The organism is Xanthobacter pollutisoli (assembly GCF_040044995.1).
In the GTDB taxonomy this organism is placed as follows: Bacteria; Pseudomonadota; Alphaproteobacteria; order Rhizobiales; family Xanthobacteraceae; genus Xanthobacter.
The window spans coordinates 156140-172266 of record NZ_JBDZDP010000005.1; the positions used below are offsets into that span (position 1 = coordinate 156140).

Consider the following 16127-nt stretch of genomic DNA (forward strand, 5'->3'; position numbering starts at 1 on the left):
ATCGGATCATTGCTTGACTGAGCCCGGAGCTGAGTTCCATGGCGACCGGCCAGCTCTTCTCGTCGCAGACCGTCGGGAGCTTGGAGTTCAGGCCGCCTCTGGGGGCCCCGATACGACGAGGCACGGCCTTTTTTCACGCGGCTCGCCGCGGTGCGGTGGGCTTTGAGATGCGTCGCATCAATCCTGATACGCTCAGGCTTTGGCGCCTCGCCGGCAAGGCTTGCGAAGATGCGATCGCCCGATATACCGCGCTGCAGCAACGTTTTCTCCCGCCGCGACCTCGGCGGGGCTTGCGCGCTCATGTCAGTTGATTAAAGAATCCCGCCACTTGACTGCGTGCGGGGAAACAACCGCGGCGTTCGGAGGGATCCGGGCGAAGCCACCCGCTAATGTTTCCCTTGGCACGGAGCTGACCCATGGCGGAATCCGCCCCAATTCTCCACATCATCACGCCGCTCGCGCATGTGAGCCCCTTCGACGTGAACATGGCCGTCGACGCCGGCTATGGCAGCATCGCCCAGTATTCGCGGGTGAAGCTCGAAGAGGTGCGCGACCTGACGCAGGACATGATGTTCTCCCGCGCGCCCCAGGCGGCGCCGCGCACCGGCCTGTTCATCGGCGGCAAGGATGCCGCCCTCGCCTTCGACATGGCAGCCGAGGCGAAGTCCTCCATCTTCCCGCCGTTCGAGATCTCCATCTTTCCCGATCCCGCCGGCTCCTTCACCACGGCGGCGGCCATGATCGCCAAGGTGGAGCAGGCGCTGGTGAAGGTGCGGCCCGAGGGCCTCAAGGGCGCCAGGGTGCAGATCTACGGCGCCACCGGCGTGGTGGGCTCGGTGGCCGCGGCCATCGCCGCCGGCGCGGGGGCGCAGGTGACCCTGGTCAGCCATCGCGACATCGCCGCGGTGGAGGAGAAGGCGCGCGACATCAAGAGCCGCTTCGGCCAGGAGGTGGCCTGCGCGGCCGCCGCGTCGGACGCGGAAAAGGCCGCGCTGGTGCCGCAGGCCGAGGTGATCCTCGCCGCCGGCAAGGCCGGGGTGCAGATCCTCTCGCAGGCCCATCTCGAGGCCGCGACCCAGCTCATCGTGGCCGCCGACGTCAATGCCGTGCCGCCCGCCGGCATCGCCGGCATCGGCGCCCATGACGCGGCGGCGGTGCTGCCCCATGGCACGGGCATCGGCGCCCTCGCCATCGGCAATCTGAAATATGCGGTGCAGCACACCTTGCTGAAGCGCATGTGCGAGACCACCACGCCGCTGTTCATCGACCTTCCCGTGGTCTTCGAGCTCGCCCGCACACTGGACGCATAGGCGCCGTGATGACACCGAGAGACCTCCTCCCCGCCCGGCCCCGCGCCCGCCGCGCGGGGACCGTCGGCCCCTGCCTGCCCTGCGAGGTGCGGCCATGACCCAGCCCCAGCCCGTTGCCGTCCGCTCCGATCCTGAAGCCGGCCCCCTCAGTCTCTCCCGCACCGTCGCGCCGCTGGTGGAGGCGCTCGTCGCCGACGCCGCCATGCTCCGCCTCGCGGTCAGCCGCGGCGCGCGCGGCGCGCGCATCGTGGATGCCGGCATCGCCATGCCGGGCGGGCTGGAGGCGGGCCGCCGCATCGCCGAGATCTGCCTTGGCGGCCTCGGCCATGTCGGCCTGGTACCGGGTGGGCGCTTCACCCCGTGGGAGACGCTGGTGAGCGTGTCCACCACCGATCCGGTCACGGCATGCCTCGCCAGCCAGTATGCGGGGTGGAGCCTGTCCTCCGGCGACTTCTTCGCCCTCGGCTCCGGCCCCGGCCGGGCCATGGCGGCGGTGGAGCCGCTGTTCGCCGAGCTCGGCGTGCGCGACGCCGGCGAGCAGGTTGTGCTGGTGCTGGAGACCGGCGTGGCGCCGCCCGATGCGGTGGTGGACGAGATCGCCCTGCGCTGCGGCGTCGATGCTTCCGCCATCATCCTCATCCTCACGCCCACCTCCTCCCTCGCCGGTTCGGTGCAGATCGTGGCGCGGGTGGTGGAAGTGGCGCTGCACAAGGCCCACGCCATCCATTTCCCGCTGGCGGACATCGTGGACGCCATCGGTTCCGCCCCGGTGGCACCGCCCTCGCCGGATTTCCTCACCGCCATGGGCCGCACCAACGATGCGGTGCTCTACGGCGGCGACGTGCACCTCTTCGTGCGCGGGTCGGCCGATGCGGCGGAGGATCTGGCGAAGCGCCTGCCTTCCCTCGCCTCGCGCGACTATGGGCGGCCCTTCGCCGAGATCTTCGCGGGCTACGACTGCGACTTCTACAAGGTGGACCCGCTGCTGTTCTCGCCGGCGCGGGTGACCGTGACCGCCCTGGACCATGGCCGCAGCTTCACCGCCGGCGGCTTTGACGCCAATCTCATCTCCCGTTCGTTCGGCGGCTGAGGTGGCCGGCGTCGTCCTGTTTGCCGAGCGGGTGGACTGGCACACCCGCTCGCTCCTCGCCGCCCTCAAGGCGCGCGGCTGCAAGCCGAAGGTGGTGTCGCTCAAGGCCTGCGGCTTCGCCGTGGGAGAGACCGCGCACGGCCTGCTGCTGCCCGGCTTCGCCGACGATCTGCCGGACGCCTGCTTCGTGCGCTCGCTGCCGGCGGGGACGCTGGAGCAGGTGACGCACCGTCTCGGCGTGCTGCATGCGCTGCGCGAGCTGGGCGTCGGCGTGATGAACGACGCCCGCGCCATCGAGCGCTGCGTGGACAAGAGCGCCACCACCTTCCTGCTCGCCCGCGCCGGCCTGCCGACGCCGCGCACCCTGGTTCTGGAAGATGCCGCCACCGCCCGCCTATTGGTTTCGCAGGCGCCCGGCGACAGCGTTCTCAAACCGCTGTTCGGCGCCCAGGGGCGCGGGCTGCAACGCATTCCGCCCCGGGGCGAGGTGCCCGCGCCGGAAGCGGTGGGCGGGGTCTATTATCTGCAGGATTTCGTCGCCGCCCCGCCGCGGGCCGCGCCCGCAGGCACCCATGAGGATTACCGCGTGTTCGTGGTTGGCGGCCGGGCGGAGGCCGCCATGGTGCGCCGGGGCACGAGCTGGATCACCAACATCCATCAGGGCGCCACCGGCGTCGCCGTGGCCGCCGAGGGCCCACTCGCCGATCTGGCGGTGCGGGCCGCCGCGGCGGTGGGCGCAGCCTATGCCGGCGTCGATCTCATCTGCGACGCCGAAGGCGCCCTTAAGGTGCTAGAGGTGAATTCCATGCCGGCGTGGCGCGGCCTGTTCGACGCCACCGGCCGCAACATGGCCGAGCCGCTCGCCGACCACCTCGTCGCCCATCCGGTGGCGGCCTGAGGCCGGGCGGCGCGGCGGAAGAGCGGGAAGGGCCCATGCGCGTCTTGGTGCTGGAATATGTCACCGGCGGCGGCATGCGCGGCGAGGCGCTGCCGCCGAGCCTAGCGGCCGAAGCCGTCCTCATCCGCGACGCCATGCTGCGCGATCTGGCGGCCCTGCCGACCCCGCCCGAGATCGTCACCACCTGCGACGACCGCCTACCCCTCGCCGGCGCCCTTCCCGTCGGCCCCGCGACGGACGCCCTGGCCCTGTGGCGCGCGCTGGCGACCGGGTGCGACCTGGTCTGGCCGGTGGCGCCGGAGACCGGCGGCGTGCTCGCGGATCTGGTGCGCATGCTGGGAGAGAGCGGTGCGCGCGTGCTCGCCTCCAGCCCCGCCGCAATCCTCGCCGCCACGTCCAAGCGCGAGACCGCCCGCCGCCTCGCCGTCGCCGGCCTGCCGCACATCCCGACCTTCCCCCTCGCCGACGCGCCGCCGATGGAAGGCGCGTGCGTGACCAAGCCGGACGATGGCGCCGGCTGCACCGACACCCGCCTGTGGCCGGCCGGCGCCCCGGCGACGCCGGAGCCGGTGGTGGGCCTGGTGATCCAGCCCTATGTGGCAGGGGAGGCGGCGAGCCTCACCGCGATCGCCACGGCGGACGGCACGCGGCTGCTCGCCGTCAACCGCCAGCACATGGCCGTGCGCGACGGCACCTTCCACCTCGACGGGCTCACGGTGGGCGCGCGATCCGACCCGGACGGCAGCCTCGCCGCCTTGGCGCGGCAGGTGGCGGCCGTCTTTCCCGGCCTCGAGGGCCTGTTCGGCATCGATATCATCCTCACCACGGAGGGGCCGGTGGTGGTGGAGGTCAACCCGCGCCTCACCACGGCTTACGCCCAGCTCAGCAGCGTGCTGGGCTTCAATGCGGCGACCTTGCTGCCGGACTTCGCCGGCGGGGCCGTCGCCGCGGCGGCGGTGGCGTGATGGACGGGACGATCATCGGCTGGGACGTGGGCGGCGCCCATCTCAAGCGCGCCGTGCTGTCGGCCGATGGGCGCCTGCTGAGCGTCCATATGGCCGCCTGCCCTTTGTGGCAGGGGCTCGACCGGCTGGACGAGGCCATGGCGCAGATGCCCGCGGCCGAAGGCCGGCACGTCGCCACCATGACCGGCGAACTCACCGATTTGTGGCCGGACCGCGCCACCGGCGTCGCCGGGCTGGCGGCGGCCCTGGCCGAGCGGCTCGGCGCCTGCCTCGCGCTATATGCCGGCCCAGATGGATTCGTGACGGCGGCCGATGCGGCCGGAAATGCATCCGGGATCGCGTCGGCCAACTGGCACGCCACAGCCGCGGCGCTTGCGGCGGAATGCGGGAGCGGCGCACTGGTCGACATCGGCTCGACGACAACTGACATCATTTGTTTTGCCGGCGCACAAATAAGATGTCGCGGCTATTCAGATGCCGAGCGGTTGGAAAGCGGGGAGCTGGTCTATAGCGGCGCGGTGCGAACGCCGGTGATGGCCTTGGCCTCGCACCTGCCGTTCGGCGGGCGGATGGTGCCGCTGATGGCGGAGCATTTCGCCACCACCGCCGACGTCTATCGCCTCACCGGCCAGCTGCCCGATGGCGCCGATCTCCATCCCACCGCAGACGGCGGGCCAAAAACCATGGAATCCAGCGCTCGCAGGTTGTTGCGCATGGTTGCGGCGGATCTCAGGCCGGCGACACTGGGGGCGGCACAAGCCCTTGCCGCGATCGCGGCGGAGGTGCAGCTCCACCGGCTTCATCTGGCGTTAGCCCAGGTGCTGTCGGCCAACGCCCTGCCGCTAGACGCGCCTCTGCTGGGCGCCGGCGTCGGGCGCTTCCTCGTAGCGCGACTTGCTGAACGGGTCGGTCGGCCCTACCGGGATGCCGGCCTCGTGCTGGCTGGCACGGCGGAGCTGGCCACCGCCGCCGCCGACTGCGCCCCCGCCGTGGCGGTGGCGCGCCTGGCATTGGTTAGCCGGCAATAATCACTTGCTTCCGTCGGCCTTGAACTGGGCGAGGAAGGCGATGAGGTCCTTGCGCTCGTCGTCGCTCTTGATGCCGGCGAAGGCCATCTTGCCCTTGGGCGCCAGCGCCTTGGGGTTGGCGATGTAAGCGTCGAGGGTCGCCGCATCCCACATCTTGCCGGCGGCGCCGCCGTCCTTGATGTCGGCGGAATAGGCATAGCCGTCGAAATGCGCCCACTTGGCGCCGACGATGCCGTTGAGCGGCGGTCCGACCTTCACCTTGGCATCGGGGCCGACGGCGTGGCAGGCCATGCACTTCTTGAAGGCGATCTCGCCCTTGGCCACATCGGGCTCGGCAAAGGCGGCGCCCGTCATGGCAGCGAGCAGGACAGCGGAAGCAAACATCACGCGCATCGAGCGTTCCTCTTTCTTTTCAGTGCCTTGGATTGCAAAGGAGCTATTGAAGGACGAGGATTTCCCCCTCGCCGCCGGCCAGCCGGTTGCCGACAAGGCGCAGGGCGCGCCCGGTGAGCCGGCTACCGAACAGCGCTCCGAGCTCGGGCACCCGGCGGCCGAGGAGCTGGAGCATGATGAAATCCTGCGGTCCCGCATCGACGAAGCCGGGCGCGAGGGAGTCGGCCGCGGCAGCCAGAATGAGGGTGCCACGCTTCATGCCCCGCCCGGCACCGGGGCCGAGGCGCCCGGCCACCGCAAGGGTCCCGGCGACGAGACCGTCCGCCGCCCGCGGTCCGACATCGCCCCCCACGAGGATCAGTCCGCCGCGCAGCCGCGCGCCGAGGCCCGCTCCCGCCGACCCGGCGATGGCAACCGTGCCGCCGCTCATGCCCTGCCGCTCGCCGGGCCGGGCGCCGCCCACCCCGTCGCCGGCCCTGCCCGCCACCTCGATGCGGCCGCCGCTCATGCCGGCGGCGAGGCTGTCGCCTGCGTCGCCGGCGATGACGAGGCGTCCCCCGCTCATGCCGGCACCGGCGCAAACCCCCGCCGGCCCCTCAACGATGATCTCACCCTCGGCGAGCCCCGCGCCGACGAAATCGAGGCGCGGGTCGCCGGAGAGGACAAGACCGGGCCCGTCGGAAGCAGACACATCGAACAGCTCGCCCACCGGCGCGATGCCGGCGCCCCAGGGCAGGGTGAGGGCCGCCACCGCCGCCGGGCGCAGGCCGGCCAGCGCCGCCGGCGAGAGCGACGAGGCGTCGACGCGGGCGTCGAGCGGCGCGCGGAGCGTCAGGCGCACTCCCGTCGCCCCCATCGCGCTGTCGGGTGGAGCGCTCATCACCGCGCCCCCCCGTCCGCCTGCGGCGCCATGAGCGCGCGCAGCTTGAAATGGAACGGGCCGAGATTGCCGCCGTAATTGCCGGCATCCACCGCAACCACGCCCGTGGCGGCGCCGAGGCCGCACACGGCGGTGATGCCCGCCCGCATGCTGGCGGCCACATCCGCCTCGGTCAGGCCGTCGATGACGATTTCCAGCACGCTTTCCACCTCCGGCGGCAGGGCGCTCGCCGCGACGCCGCGCAGGGTCGGGCAATAGGCATCGTTGGAGGAGGCGATCAGGCCGGCATATTTCGAGCCCACCTTGGAGCCCGATCGCACCACCCCGCCGGGAAACGGCATGATGGCGCCGGGCACCTTGGCCATCGCCTCCACCGCCGCCTCGGCCGCCGCCAGCGCCGCCGGGCGCGAGCGCGCGAGGATGAGGAAATTGCCGCCGCCCACCGCCTGCGTGGTGGAGCCGACGATCTCGTCGCAGACGAACTCGCCTTCCATCACCGGCACGCGCCAAATGCGCCGGCCGCCCAGGTTTTTCGAGATCTGGTGGCCGTCGCCGAAATAGCGCAGGGCCCGCCCCAGCGGGATGGCGGCGCCCCCGTCCAGTCCGGAATAGCAGGCCGAGGTGGGTGAGGTGAGCACGCACTGGCCGGCCCGGAGCGGCACCACCTTCTTCAGATCCTTGAGGGACATGGCGAAGATGAGCACGGCATAGCCGGGGCGCCCGTCCGGAGTCTCGGCGGCGGGCAGCTCGCGCTCGATGGCGGCCTCGCAGCCGCAGCCGATGACCGAGGTGGCGAACCCGGTCAGGCTGGCGGCGGCGGTGTGCGCCCAGCGCGCCGTATCGGCGGTGATGACGAGCCGCGTGCCCGCCATGGGGAAGGCCTCGGCGAAGCTGTCGCGGATCTCGACGCCGTTGAGGATCATCGGTTCGGCGGCCGGTGCCGCCGCGCTGCCGGTTCCCGCATTCATGGGTCCAGCTCCACGATCTCGGGGCCCTGGCCGCCGCGGATCTCGCCGTCGGCGATCTGGTAGTGGCTGGACTTCATCCCCACCGCCTCGTCGAACCAGCGTTGCAGCCTCTTGTCCATGAGCGGGTCGGAGGGAGGATGGACCGCATAGGTGCGACCCTCCGTCAGCGCCACCACCTCGCCGTTGACCACCACCACCTTGCCGTCCTTCAGCACCATGCGGGGGGCGGCGAACATGGCCTCGCGGTCGGCCTGCTCCTCGTAGAGCACCACGTCGGCCCGGGCGCCCGGCCCGAGGTGGCCGCGGTCCTTCAGCCCCAGCGTGCGGGCGGGGGCGGCGCGGGTGACGACGGCGATCTCCTCCAGCGTGTATTCGCGGGCGATGCCGGCGAGCCGCGTGTGGGCGCGCGCCGCCTTGTGGATGCGGCCCAGATGGTCGTCGCGGAACGGCTTGTCCATCAGCAGGCGGATGAGGTGCGGATAGGAGGTGAAGGGGCCGCCGTTGGGATGGTCGGTGGTGAGGTAGACCCGCCAGGGATCCTCGATGAGCAGGAACAGCTCCAGCCCGATGGCCCATTGCAGCGCGTTGACGAAGGAGGTGTCGCGATAGTTGAACGGCACCACCCCGCAGGCCGCATCCATCTCGATGTCCATGCCGATCCATTTCTTGGGGTCGGCGATGCCGTGGTTGCGGTATTGCGACATGAGGTCGGCGGAGGCCGTCACCGTCTGGCCGAACATGATCTGGCCCACGTCCACCGAAATGTGCGGATTGGCGTTCACCGCCTCGGCGATCTCGGCGGCGCCGGAGGAGAAGTGGCGGTCGCCCTCCGTGCCGTAGGAGTGGAACTGGATGTGGGTGAGATGGAGCGGGAAGCCCTCGCTCGCGCCGATGGTGGCCAGCGTCGTCCTGACGTTTCCCGGCACCCCGAGATTGCAGCCGTGCAGGTGGATGGGGTGCGGCACGCCCAGCTCGGAGACCGCGCGCTGCAGCGTGTTGAGGATGCGCCGCGGAGTGAGGCCGTAGAACGGTCCGACCTCGTCGAGGTCGAGGGCGCGGGCGTTGAACTTGAAGGCGTTGATGCCGCCGGGATTGACGATCTTGATGGCGCAGCACTGGCTGGCCTTGAGCATCCAGGCGACATAATCGTTGATCGCCTGCTGGCCCTCGCCCTTGGCGATGAGGTTCAGCAGGAAATCGTCATTGCCCAGCACCAGGAAGCCGCCGGTGTCGATATTGGGGATGTCGGCCATCTCCAGATGGGCGTGGCGCGCGTTCGCCCCCACAACGGCCGGCTCGAACACCGCCGTGTAGCCCATCTGCGAATAGCGGCAGCCGGTGGCGTGGGTGGTGGGCGCCGCCCGTCCGCCGCCGCAGCCGCAGAAATCGCCGAACGGCTCGGGAAAGAGCGCGCGGTCCTCGTTCATCAGCAGGCGGCCGAGGTTGACCTTGCCGCCGGCGATGTGGCTGTGCAAATCGATGCCGCCGGCGAGCACGATGCAGCCCGCCGCGCTCACCACCTCCTCGCCGGCCGCCGGGGGCGCGTCGGCGATGATGCGGCCGTCCTCCAGCAGCACGTCGCGCACCTGGTCGATGATGCCGTTCTTCGGGTCGAACACGCGACCGCCGGTGATGCGCACCCTCATGCCGCCCTCCCCAGATGGGAGAGGATGGCGGAGGCGGCCTCGGCGACGCCCGGCAGCTCCGCCGGGCGCAGGGCCGAGAGCGGCAGGCAGACCACGGAATCCATGCGGAAGACATGCCCCGCATGGTCGACGCCGGGGGTGCCCACGGGAATGAACACGTCCGGCTCGCGCGCGAAGACCGTGTCGGGATGGGCGAGCGCGATCACCGGCCCTCCGGCGAAGTCCGGCGGCGGCGTCGGGCGGAAGGCGCTGGCGTGCAGCAGCAGGTCGCCGTCCTTCAGCGCCGCCGCCGTGGCATAGAGCTCCGGCACGTGGCGCGCCATCCCCGCCCCCACGACGGTGCGCAGGGGATAGCCGAAGCGCCACAGGGCGAGCTGGTGGGCGCCCGTCACATTGTCCTGCCCGCCGAGGGGAAACACCGCGGCGCGGGTGGTCACGGACAGCCGGTCCACCGCCTCCGCCGCCGCGCCGGCCACCGCCGCGGCATCCTCCGGCGGCAGGGTTGCGGCGTTCCAGCACAGGACCCCGTAGCGGGCCGCCTTCATCTCGCCCGCCAGCGTCACGATGGCCGCGACGGCATCCTCGGGAAGGCCGGACACGGCGCCCACATCGCGATCCGCCAAAGCGGCGGAGAGCAGGGCGGCAGCGGTGGCGACCTGGTCGGCGGGCACCGCGATCTCGGTGAGGGCGTGACCGGAAAGCGCGCTGCGCGCGGCGGCGGAGAACGTCTCGCCGATCATCACAACCCGCCGGCCGTCGGGGGCGAACAGCGGGGCGGCGATCCCATCCGCGGACTGGCCGTCCACGGCGCGGGCCGCCGGCAGCGCGCGCTCGAACAGGCGGCTGTAGGAGCGGGTGGGGTCCTCGCCGAAGATCACCAGCAGGTCGCAGCGGTTGCGCACCTCGGCGAGGGTGGCGGCGATCCAGCCGCGGCGGGCGAGGCGCTCCAGATTGGCGAAGAGGCCGGCGGACGCGGCGTGGTCGAGGCTCGCGCCCGCTGCCATGGCGATGTCGAACAGGCGCCTGAGGCCGTCGAGGTCCGCGCCGAGGCCGGAGATGACGGCGGCGCGCGCGGCGGCGAGATGGCCGGCGGCGGCGGCAGCTGCTTCGGCGAGGCTCGCCGGCGCCCCGTTCACCCGCGGCGACGGCGGCGGCGCATCGCTGCGCGCCAGAAGCCGGGCCGCCTCGGCGCAGGCCTTGCGCGGGACGATGGCGCGGCCGGTGACGGCGACCTCCAGATCGTCGCAGCCGAGGCCGCAGAAGCCGCAGACCACATCGCGCACGATGCGCGGGGCATCGGCGGCGTTCGGTTCACCCGATGCCATGGCGATCAACCGCGCGCGATCGACGCGGGCACGGCGCCAGACGCACGCGACGCGCCGGATGCGGCCCGCAAATGCACGGAATGGATGAGGAATACACAGCGGCGGTAACTGGCCATGGCTTTGCCTTGGGGGTTGATATGCCCGATCAAGACGCCGCGGCGGTTGCCCGCTTGTCGTTGCAGTGCGCTTCGGAAAATCCGTGCGCCATGCGTCTGTTCTTGACGGTGAAGCTAGCACAGCCCAACCGGGCAGAAAACCCGTGACTTGTGCGGCGAATGCGAGCGGCAATTTGTGCAGCGCGGCAAGTCCGTGCGCCAAATCTCGCCGCATGCTGGATTTTCTTGCCCCGCCGGTGCTTTTACTTGAAGCAACGCACCTCAGCTTCCGCCTGGGCGCGGCGCAGCTCCGCGATGGTGTCGTCGTACTGGGGCGTGTTGCGGAACAGGCTGGCACTCTGCCCCACCCCCTGCCGCATGGAGAGAATGGTCTCCGCCGCCACGTAGCGCTCGTAGGGCAGGATGGACGCCAGCGTATCCACCGAGCAGGCGCACCGGTTCATGGCTTCGCGCGACTGGCCGTTGGCCGCCATGCACCCGATCACATAGTCCACGCGCGCGTTGGTGGGATAGTCGTTCTCCTCCGCCACCGCGGCCCCGCCGAGAAGGAGGAGCAGCGCTGCGGCCTCAAATGCCCTTCGGATCATAGGCGATGCTCTCCTCCCACAGCCGGCCCCCCGGCGCCTCCGCGGATATGGCGATGCGCGCGATCTCGCCCGGCAGGTCCGGGGTGATGTCGAAGCTGTAGACGAGGCTGTCGAGCCCGCGCATGCGAGAGGCGTTGGTGTCGCCCTTGAAGGGGGAGACGCTCACCCGCCAGCCGCTCAAGGTCTTGCCGCCCACCGAAAGCTCCGCCGGCTCCACCGTGGCGGCATCGCGCAGGGCGCTGCGGATGGCGTTCTTGAAATAGCGCGGATTGCCCTTCAGCCGTCCGGCGAGGTCGGCAAGGTGGTTCTCCAGGAACAGCAGGAGCACCGGATTGGTGGTGACGTCCTCGAACGGCCCGGCGGCGCGGTGGCGCTCGGCGGAGAAGAAATCCACCTTCACGTCGCGGGCATCACCCCCGCCGGCGCTCGCCTCCACATGGAGCACGATGCGATCGTCGAAGGTGGCGCCGAGCTCGGGATCGGACACCTTGCGTGTATAGGCATAGGCGAGGGTCTCGCCCGGCTTGGTCGCGGCGAGCTGCGGCGTCTCGAACAGCAGGGTCGCCGCGTCGGGGGGCGCTGCCTTGGTGGCCGCAAGGGCGGGCCCCGCGAGCACCGGAGCGGCGGCCATGGCGGACACGGCGAGCGCCAAGGCCAGTGCCGCAGCCTGATGGAAGGACGCATGGACGGGCCGGCGCGACGGGCGCCGGAGGGGGCTGGAGCGGCTCACGACCTCACTCCCTCGGTTGGCTCGGACGGCGCACCGCCGATGGAGCGATAGGCGTAGGACGGCGCGTCGGCCGCGGCCTCGGCGGTGGCGAGGGCTTCCACGCGGGCGTGGAAGGGAGATTTGGAACAGGCCGGATCGGTGGCGCTGGCATCGCCCAGCAGCGCCATGGCCTGGCAGCGGCAGCCGCCGAAATCCATCTCGCGCCGCTCGCAGCTGAGGCAAGGCTCGCGCATCCAGGACGTGCCGCGAAAGGCGTTGAAGGCCGGCGAGGCGCGCCAGATGTCGCCCAACGACCGGTCGCGCACCGACCAGAATTCCAGTCCGGGGATGCTTTCCGCGGCGTGGCAGGGCAGCACCCGCCCGGTGGGCGTCACATTGAGGGTGCGTCGCCCCCAGCCGCCCGAGCAGGGCTTGGGATAGCGGGCGTAATAGTCCGGAATCACCATGTCGATGACCAGCACGCCCTCCAGGCGCCGGCGGGCCTCCTCCACCAGAGCGATGGAGCGGTCCACGTCGGGACGGGCGGGCATCAAGGCGGCGCGGTTGGCGTAGGCCCAGCCGTAATACTGGGTGTGGGCCACTTCCAGTCGGCGGGCCTTCAGCTCCACGGCGAGGGCGATGATGGCCTCCACCTCGTGGATGTTGCCGCGATGGATCACCGCATTGAGCGTCAGCGGCAGGTCGAGGTCGGTGACCTTGCGGGCGAATTCGAGCTTCGCCGCATGGCCGCCCTTGTAGCCGCCGATCAGGTCTGCGGTCTCCGCCGTGGCGCCCTGCACCGAGAGCTGCACATGGTCGAGCCCGGCATCGGAGAGCGGGCCGATCATGGCCGAGGCACGGCCGATGCCCGAGGTGATGAGATTGGTGTAGAGCCCCTCCGCCGCGCAATGGGCGGTCAGCTCCACCAGATCCGCCCGCGCGGTGGGCTCGCCGCCGGAGAGGTGGACGTGGAGGATTCCGAGGGCCGCGGCCTCGCTCAGCACGCGCTTCCAGGTGGCGGTGTCCAGCTCCGCCTCGCGGCGCTCCAGCTCCAGCGGATTGGAGCAATAGGGGCAGCGCAGCGGGCAGCGATGGGTCAGCTCGCACAGGATGCCGATGGGATGCCCCACCGGCGGGGCGACGGCCGGGCGGGCCGCCGACGCGGTGTCGATCTCGGCCACGGTCTCGCTCATCGCTCGATCACCCGCCGCGCGATCAGATCGCCGATCATGTCCCTGACATCGTCGGCGATCACCTCGCGCGCCTCGTTGTAGCGCGTGGCGAGCGCATCCACGATTTCGCCGCAGGTGCGCGCGCCGTCCACCAGCTCCAGCACCGCGGCCGCCGTCGCGTCGATGTCGAACGCCCGCTCGGGCGCCAGCAGCACGTGGCGGGCACGGACCTGATCGTACTTCAGTTTGACGCCGCGGGGCAGGCGCGGCACGTCGGTTTCCTCGGCGCGCATATCACGATCCAACGATCGCGACGCCGGGGCGCCACGCGCCCGGCGCGGGCCAGCCGGGCTCGACATAGGCCAAGTAAAGCGCATCGAGCTGCGCCCACAGAACCTCGGTCTTGAAGGTCAAGGCGCGGATCACCGCGCGCTGCTCGGCGGCGGTGCGGGCGTTCTTCTTCACATAATCGAGGGCGAAGTCGGCATCCTTCGGCGCCTGGTCGAGGCGACGGCGGAAATAGGCGACCACGGTCTCGGTGATGAAGTCGTAATTCTCCAGCATGCCGGAGATGCGCTCGGCATGGATGCCGGGCGCGAACAGCTCGGTCAAAGACGAGGCCACCGCCTCCAGCAGCGGATGCTCGGCGACGAAGCGCACATAGGCCTCCACCGCGAACTTGGTCGCCGGCAGCGCGCCCTCCCGGGAGATCACATAGTCGCGGTCGAGGCCGAGCCCGTCGGTCAAGACCAGCCAGCGCTCGATGCCGCCGCCGTCGCCGCCGAAGCCGTCATGATCGGTGATGCGATGCAGCCATTCGCGGCGCAGCTCGCGGTCGTCGCAGCGGCTCATGAGCGCCGCGTCCTTGCGCGGGATGGCCGACTGGTAGCAATAGCGGTTGAGCGCCCAGGCCCGCACCTGGTCCCGGTTCAGCTTGCCGGAATGCAGCAGCTTATGGAACGGATGGAGGTTGTGGTAGCGCGTGGCGCCAACCTCGCGCAGCGCCGCCTCCAGGCCCTCGGGGGAGAGCGCCTCCTGCGGGCAGGGCAGCGGCGGAAACGCCTCGGCGGCTTCCACGGGGCGGGCGAAGGGCTGCGCGGACACGGCTTGCGCGGTCATAGGATGAACTCCATTCCGTCCCGGGCCACGGCCCAGCCGGCCGCTTCCACCGCGCGGCGCTCGTCCGAGCCGTCGACGAGGGCGGGATTGGTGTTGTTGATGTGGATGAACACCCGTCGCGTCACCGGGAGATCCGCCAGAAGCGCCAGCGTGCCGTCCGCGCCCGACATGGAGAGGTGCCCCATGCGGGCGCCCGTCTTGGTGCCGACGCCGGCCTCGATCATCTCGTCGTCGCGATAGAGGGTGCCGTCGAAGAACAACAGATCGGCGCCGCCGATGCGTTGGCGCAGCGCATCGGTCACCGCCGCGCAGCCGGGCACATAGACGAGGCGCTTGCCACCGCAGGTGACGGTGACGCCCACCGTGGAGCCGCTCTCCTCGCCGATGACGAGGGCGGCGTCCTCGCGCCACAAAGGCACCTTTCCGGGCACGGTGAAGAATTCCATGTGAAGGCCGGGCGCCGGCGAAAAGGCCGCGCCGAAGGCCACCGGCTCGCGCGGCACCATCTGCCGCGCCACCACCTCGAACACCTGGTTCTCGCCGATCAGCGCCAAGGTGTCGGCGGTGCCGTAAAGCTCGAAGGGCTGCTGCTCGCGCAGGGAGAGAAGGCCGGCGATGTGGTCCACGTCCCCGTTGGTGAGGACGACGGCGCGGATCGGGCTGTCGCGGCCGTCGACCCGCGGCTGAAGCGCGGGCGTGGCGGTAATCTGCGCCCGAAGGTCAGGCGAGGCATTCAGGAGGACCCAAGCCGAGCCGTCCGGCGAGACGGCGATGCTGGACTGGGTCCGTGGCTCGACCCGGGGGTCCTTGGACCAGGCAAGGCGACAAACCGGACAGCGGCAGTTCCACTGGGGAACGCCGCCGCCGGCCGCTGAACCGAGAACGATCACCTGCATGATGCGTCAAACGCTCCTGCCAATCGCTCCCGGCCGCCGACCGCCCTGGATCAGAAATCGGCCGGCAGATACGCGGTGACTTCCATGCCGACGCAGACTTCGCAGACCTGAGGCTTGTTCCAGCGCATGATGGATCCTCCAGATTACTCTCACGATCCTTCTAAGAAGATCATAAGAAGTTGATGTAATGAGGAATTTCACTACACGAGTACAAATATTGTCGCTCGATCTGGTTCCCGCAAGCAAAATATGATGCTGCACTGCACTGCGGGGATTTAAAGCCCGTCAGTGGGCCGCGGGGGCGGAAAGATCCAGCATGAATCCCCGTCCGCGCACCGTGGAAACCTGCGGTCCGCCGGCGCGGCTCACCGGCGCGAGCTTGGTGCGCAGGTAGCCCACATAGACATCCACCACATTGAGCGAAGCGCCGCCCTGGCTGGCCCACAGCCGGTCGAAGATCTCGCCGCGCGGCACCGGCCGGTTGGGGTTCGCCATGAGCAGGGCGAGGAGTTCCGCCTCGCGCTCGGTGAGGCGCACGTGCACCTCGCCGAACATGGCGGTGCGGGTGGAGGGGTCGAGCACGAGACGCCCGGCGACGACGCGGCCGGAATGGCCCTCCCCCAGACGATGCAGCAGATGGGCCCGCAGCCGCGCCAGCAACTCGCCGAACACGAAGGGCTTCACGATGTAGTCGTCCGCCCCGGCGCCGAGCCCTTCGGCGCGGTCGTGCACCTCGTCCTTGGCGCTGAGGAAGAGGATTGGGCCGGAATGGCCGGTGGCGCGCAATTCCCGGCAGACGTCAATGCCGGAGCCGTCGGGGAGCATGATGTCGAGCACCACGGCGCAGGGATTGTACTGCCGCGCCGTGTCCAGCGCCGCGTCGGCGCGGCCCACCACGGTCACGTCGAAGCCCTCGGCCGACAAGCCGCGGCTGAGGATGGCGCCGATGTCGCTGTCGTCTTCCACCACCAGGATGTTCATGGCTCCTCCTGTGCCCGCCGGCGGTCCCCCGGCTCGGCGGTCGA

The 16127-nt window shown here is 70.7% G+C and carries 18 protein-coding genes; 5 read left to right on the forward strand and 13 right to left on the reverse strand.

Annotated elements, in window-relative coordinates:
* Positions 1-416: 416 nt before the first annotated feature.
* The 5 genes from ABLE93_RS13010 to ABLE93_RS13030 all read left to right on the forward strand — a co-directional run bounded on the left by ABLE93_RS13010 (position 417) and on the right by ABLE93_RS13030 (position 5291).
* Positions 417-1310: an NAD(P)-dependent methylenetetrahydromethanopterin dehydrogenase gene (locus tag ABLE93_RS13010; protein ID WP_348840239.1), complete on the forward strand. Its 894-nt coding sequence runs from the start codon at positions 417-419 to the stop codon at positions 1308-1310.
* 94 nt (positions 1311-1404) lie between these two features.
* Positions 1405-2400 (forward strand): methenyltetrahydromethanopterin cyclohydrolase, encoded by a 996-nt coding sequence (gene mch, locus ABLE93_RS13015; protein WP_348840240.1) that lies wholly within the window; start codon positions 1405-1407, stop codon positions 2398-2400.
* 1 nt (position 2401) lies between these two features.
* On the forward strand, positions 2402-3298 hold the full coding sequence (locus ABLE93_RS13020) for a RimK family alpha-L-glutamate ligase (protein ID WP_348840241.1): 897 nt from the start codon (positions 2402-2404) through the stop codon (positions 3296-3298).
* Positions 3299-3333: 35 nt separating this feature from the next.
* Complete coding sequence (locus ABLE93_RS13025; protein ID WP_348840242.1) at positions 3334-4263, forward strand: ATP-grasp domain-containing protein; 930 nt, start codon at positions 3334-3336, stop codon at positions 4261-4263.
* Entirely contained in the window at positions 4263-5291 is a 1029-nt protein-coding gene (locus ABLE93_RS13030) for a hydantoinase/oxoprolinase family protein (protein ID WP_348840243.1), read from the forward strand. Before ABLE93_RS13025 ends, ABLE93_RS13030 begins: the two co-directional genes overlap by 1 nt.
* Here the strand turns inward: ABLE93_RS13030 and ABLE93_RS13035 are convergent, their stop codons facing one another.
* The 13 genes from ABLE93_RS13035 to ABLE93_RS13095 all read right to left on the reverse strand — a co-directional run bounded on the left by ABLE93_RS13035 (position 5292) and on the right by ABLE93_RS13095 (position 16083).
* The gene (locus ABLE93_RS13035; RefSeq protein WP_348840245.1) at positions 5292-5684 is read right to left on the reverse strand and encodes a c-type cytochrome; all 393 of its coding nucleotides are present in this window, start codon (positions 5682-5684) and stop codon (positions 5292-5294) included. It abuts the gene before it with no gap.
* A 43-nt stretch (positions 5685-5727) separates the two neighbouring features.
* The gene (locus ABLE93_RS13040; protein WP_348840246.1) at positions 5728-6564 is read right to left on the reverse strand and encodes a formylmethanofuran dehydrogenase subunit C; all 837 of its coding nucleotides are present in this window, start codon (positions 6562-6564) and stop codon (positions 5728-5730) included.
* Positions 6564-7487 carry a formylmethanofuran--tetrahydromethanopterin N-formyltransferase gene (gene fhcD, locus ABLE93_RS13045; protein WP_348840365.1) on the reverse strand — a complete coding sequence of 308 codons (924 nt, stop codon included), beginning with the start codon at positions 7485-7487 and terminating at the stop codon, positions 6564-6566. The genes ABLE93_RS13040 and fhcD overlap by 1 nt, the downstream gene beginning before the upstream one ends.
* Before the next feature lie 41 nt (positions 7488-7528).
* A complete protein-coding gene (locus ABLE93_RS13050; RefSeq protein WP_348840247.1) occupies positions 7529-9178 on the reverse strand; it encodes a formylmethanofuran dehydrogenase subunit A in 1650 nt (549 codons plus the stop codon).
* Positions 9175-10503: a formylmethanofuran dehydrogenase gene (locus ABLE93_RS13055; RefSeq protein ID WP_348840248.1), complete on the reverse strand. Its 1329-nt coding sequence runs from the start codon at positions 10501-10503 to the stop codon at positions 9175-9177. Before ABLE93_RS13055 ends, ABLE93_RS13050 begins: the two co-directional genes overlap by 4 nt.
* 358 nt (positions 10504-10861) lie before the next feature.
* The gene (locus ABLE93_RS13060) at positions 10862-11206 is read right to left on the reverse strand and encodes a hypothetical protein (RefSeq protein ID WP_348840249.1); all 345 of its coding nucleotides are present in this window, start codon (positions 11204-11206) and stop codon (positions 10862-10864) included.
* On the reverse strand, positions 11187-11936 hold the full coding sequence (locus ABLE93_RS13065; protein WP_348840250.1) for a hypothetical protein: 750 nt from the start codon (positions 11934-11936) through the stop codon (positions 11187-11189). The genes ABLE93_RS13060 and ABLE93_RS13065 overlap by 20 nt, the downstream gene beginning before the upstream one ends.
* Positions 11933-13108, reverse strand: a complete 1176-nt coding sequence (gene pqqE, locus ABLE93_RS13070) for a pyrroloquinoline quinone biosynthesis protein PqqE (RefSeq protein ID WP_348840252.1) — start codon at positions 13106-13108, stop codon at positions 11933-11935. Before pqqE ends, ABLE93_RS13065 begins: the two co-directional genes overlap by 4 nt.
* Positions 13105-13380, reverse strand: coding sequence for a pyrroloquinoline quinone biosynthesis peptide chaperone PqqD (gene pqqD / locus ABLE93_RS13075; RefSeq protein ID WP_348840253.1), 276 nt, complete (start codon positions 13378-13380; stop codon positions 13105-13107). The genes pqqE and pqqD overlap by 4 nt, the downstream gene beginning before the upstream one ends.
* Position 13381: 1 nt before the next feature.
* Positions 13382-14206, reverse strand: a complete 825-nt coding sequence (gene pqqC / locus ABLE93_RS13080; protein WP_348840254.1) for a pyrroloquinoline-quinone synthase PqqC — start codon at positions 14204-14206, stop codon at positions 13382-13384.
* Positions 14203-15102, reverse strand: coding sequence for a pyrroloquinoline quinone biosynthesis protein PqqB (gene pqqB / locus ABLE93_RS13085; protein WP_348840256.1), 900 nt, complete (start codon positions 15100-15102; stop codon positions 14203-14205). The genes pqqC and pqqB overlap by 4 nt, the downstream gene beginning before the upstream one ends.
* Before the next feature lie 50 nt (positions 15103-15152).
* Complete coding sequence (pqqA, locus tag ABLE93_RS13090; protein WP_081437156.1) at positions 15153-15230, reverse strand: pyrroloquinoline quinone precursor peptide PqqA; 78 nt, start codon at positions 15228-15230, stop codon at positions 15153-15155.
* A gap of 157 nt (positions 15231-15387) precedes the next feature.
* Positions 15388-16083, reverse strand: a complete 696-nt coding sequence (locus ABLE93_RS13095; RefSeq protein ID WP_348840257.1) for a response regulator transcription factor — start codon at positions 16081-16083, stop codon at positions 15388-15390.
* Positions 16084-16127: the final 44 nt, after the last annotated feature.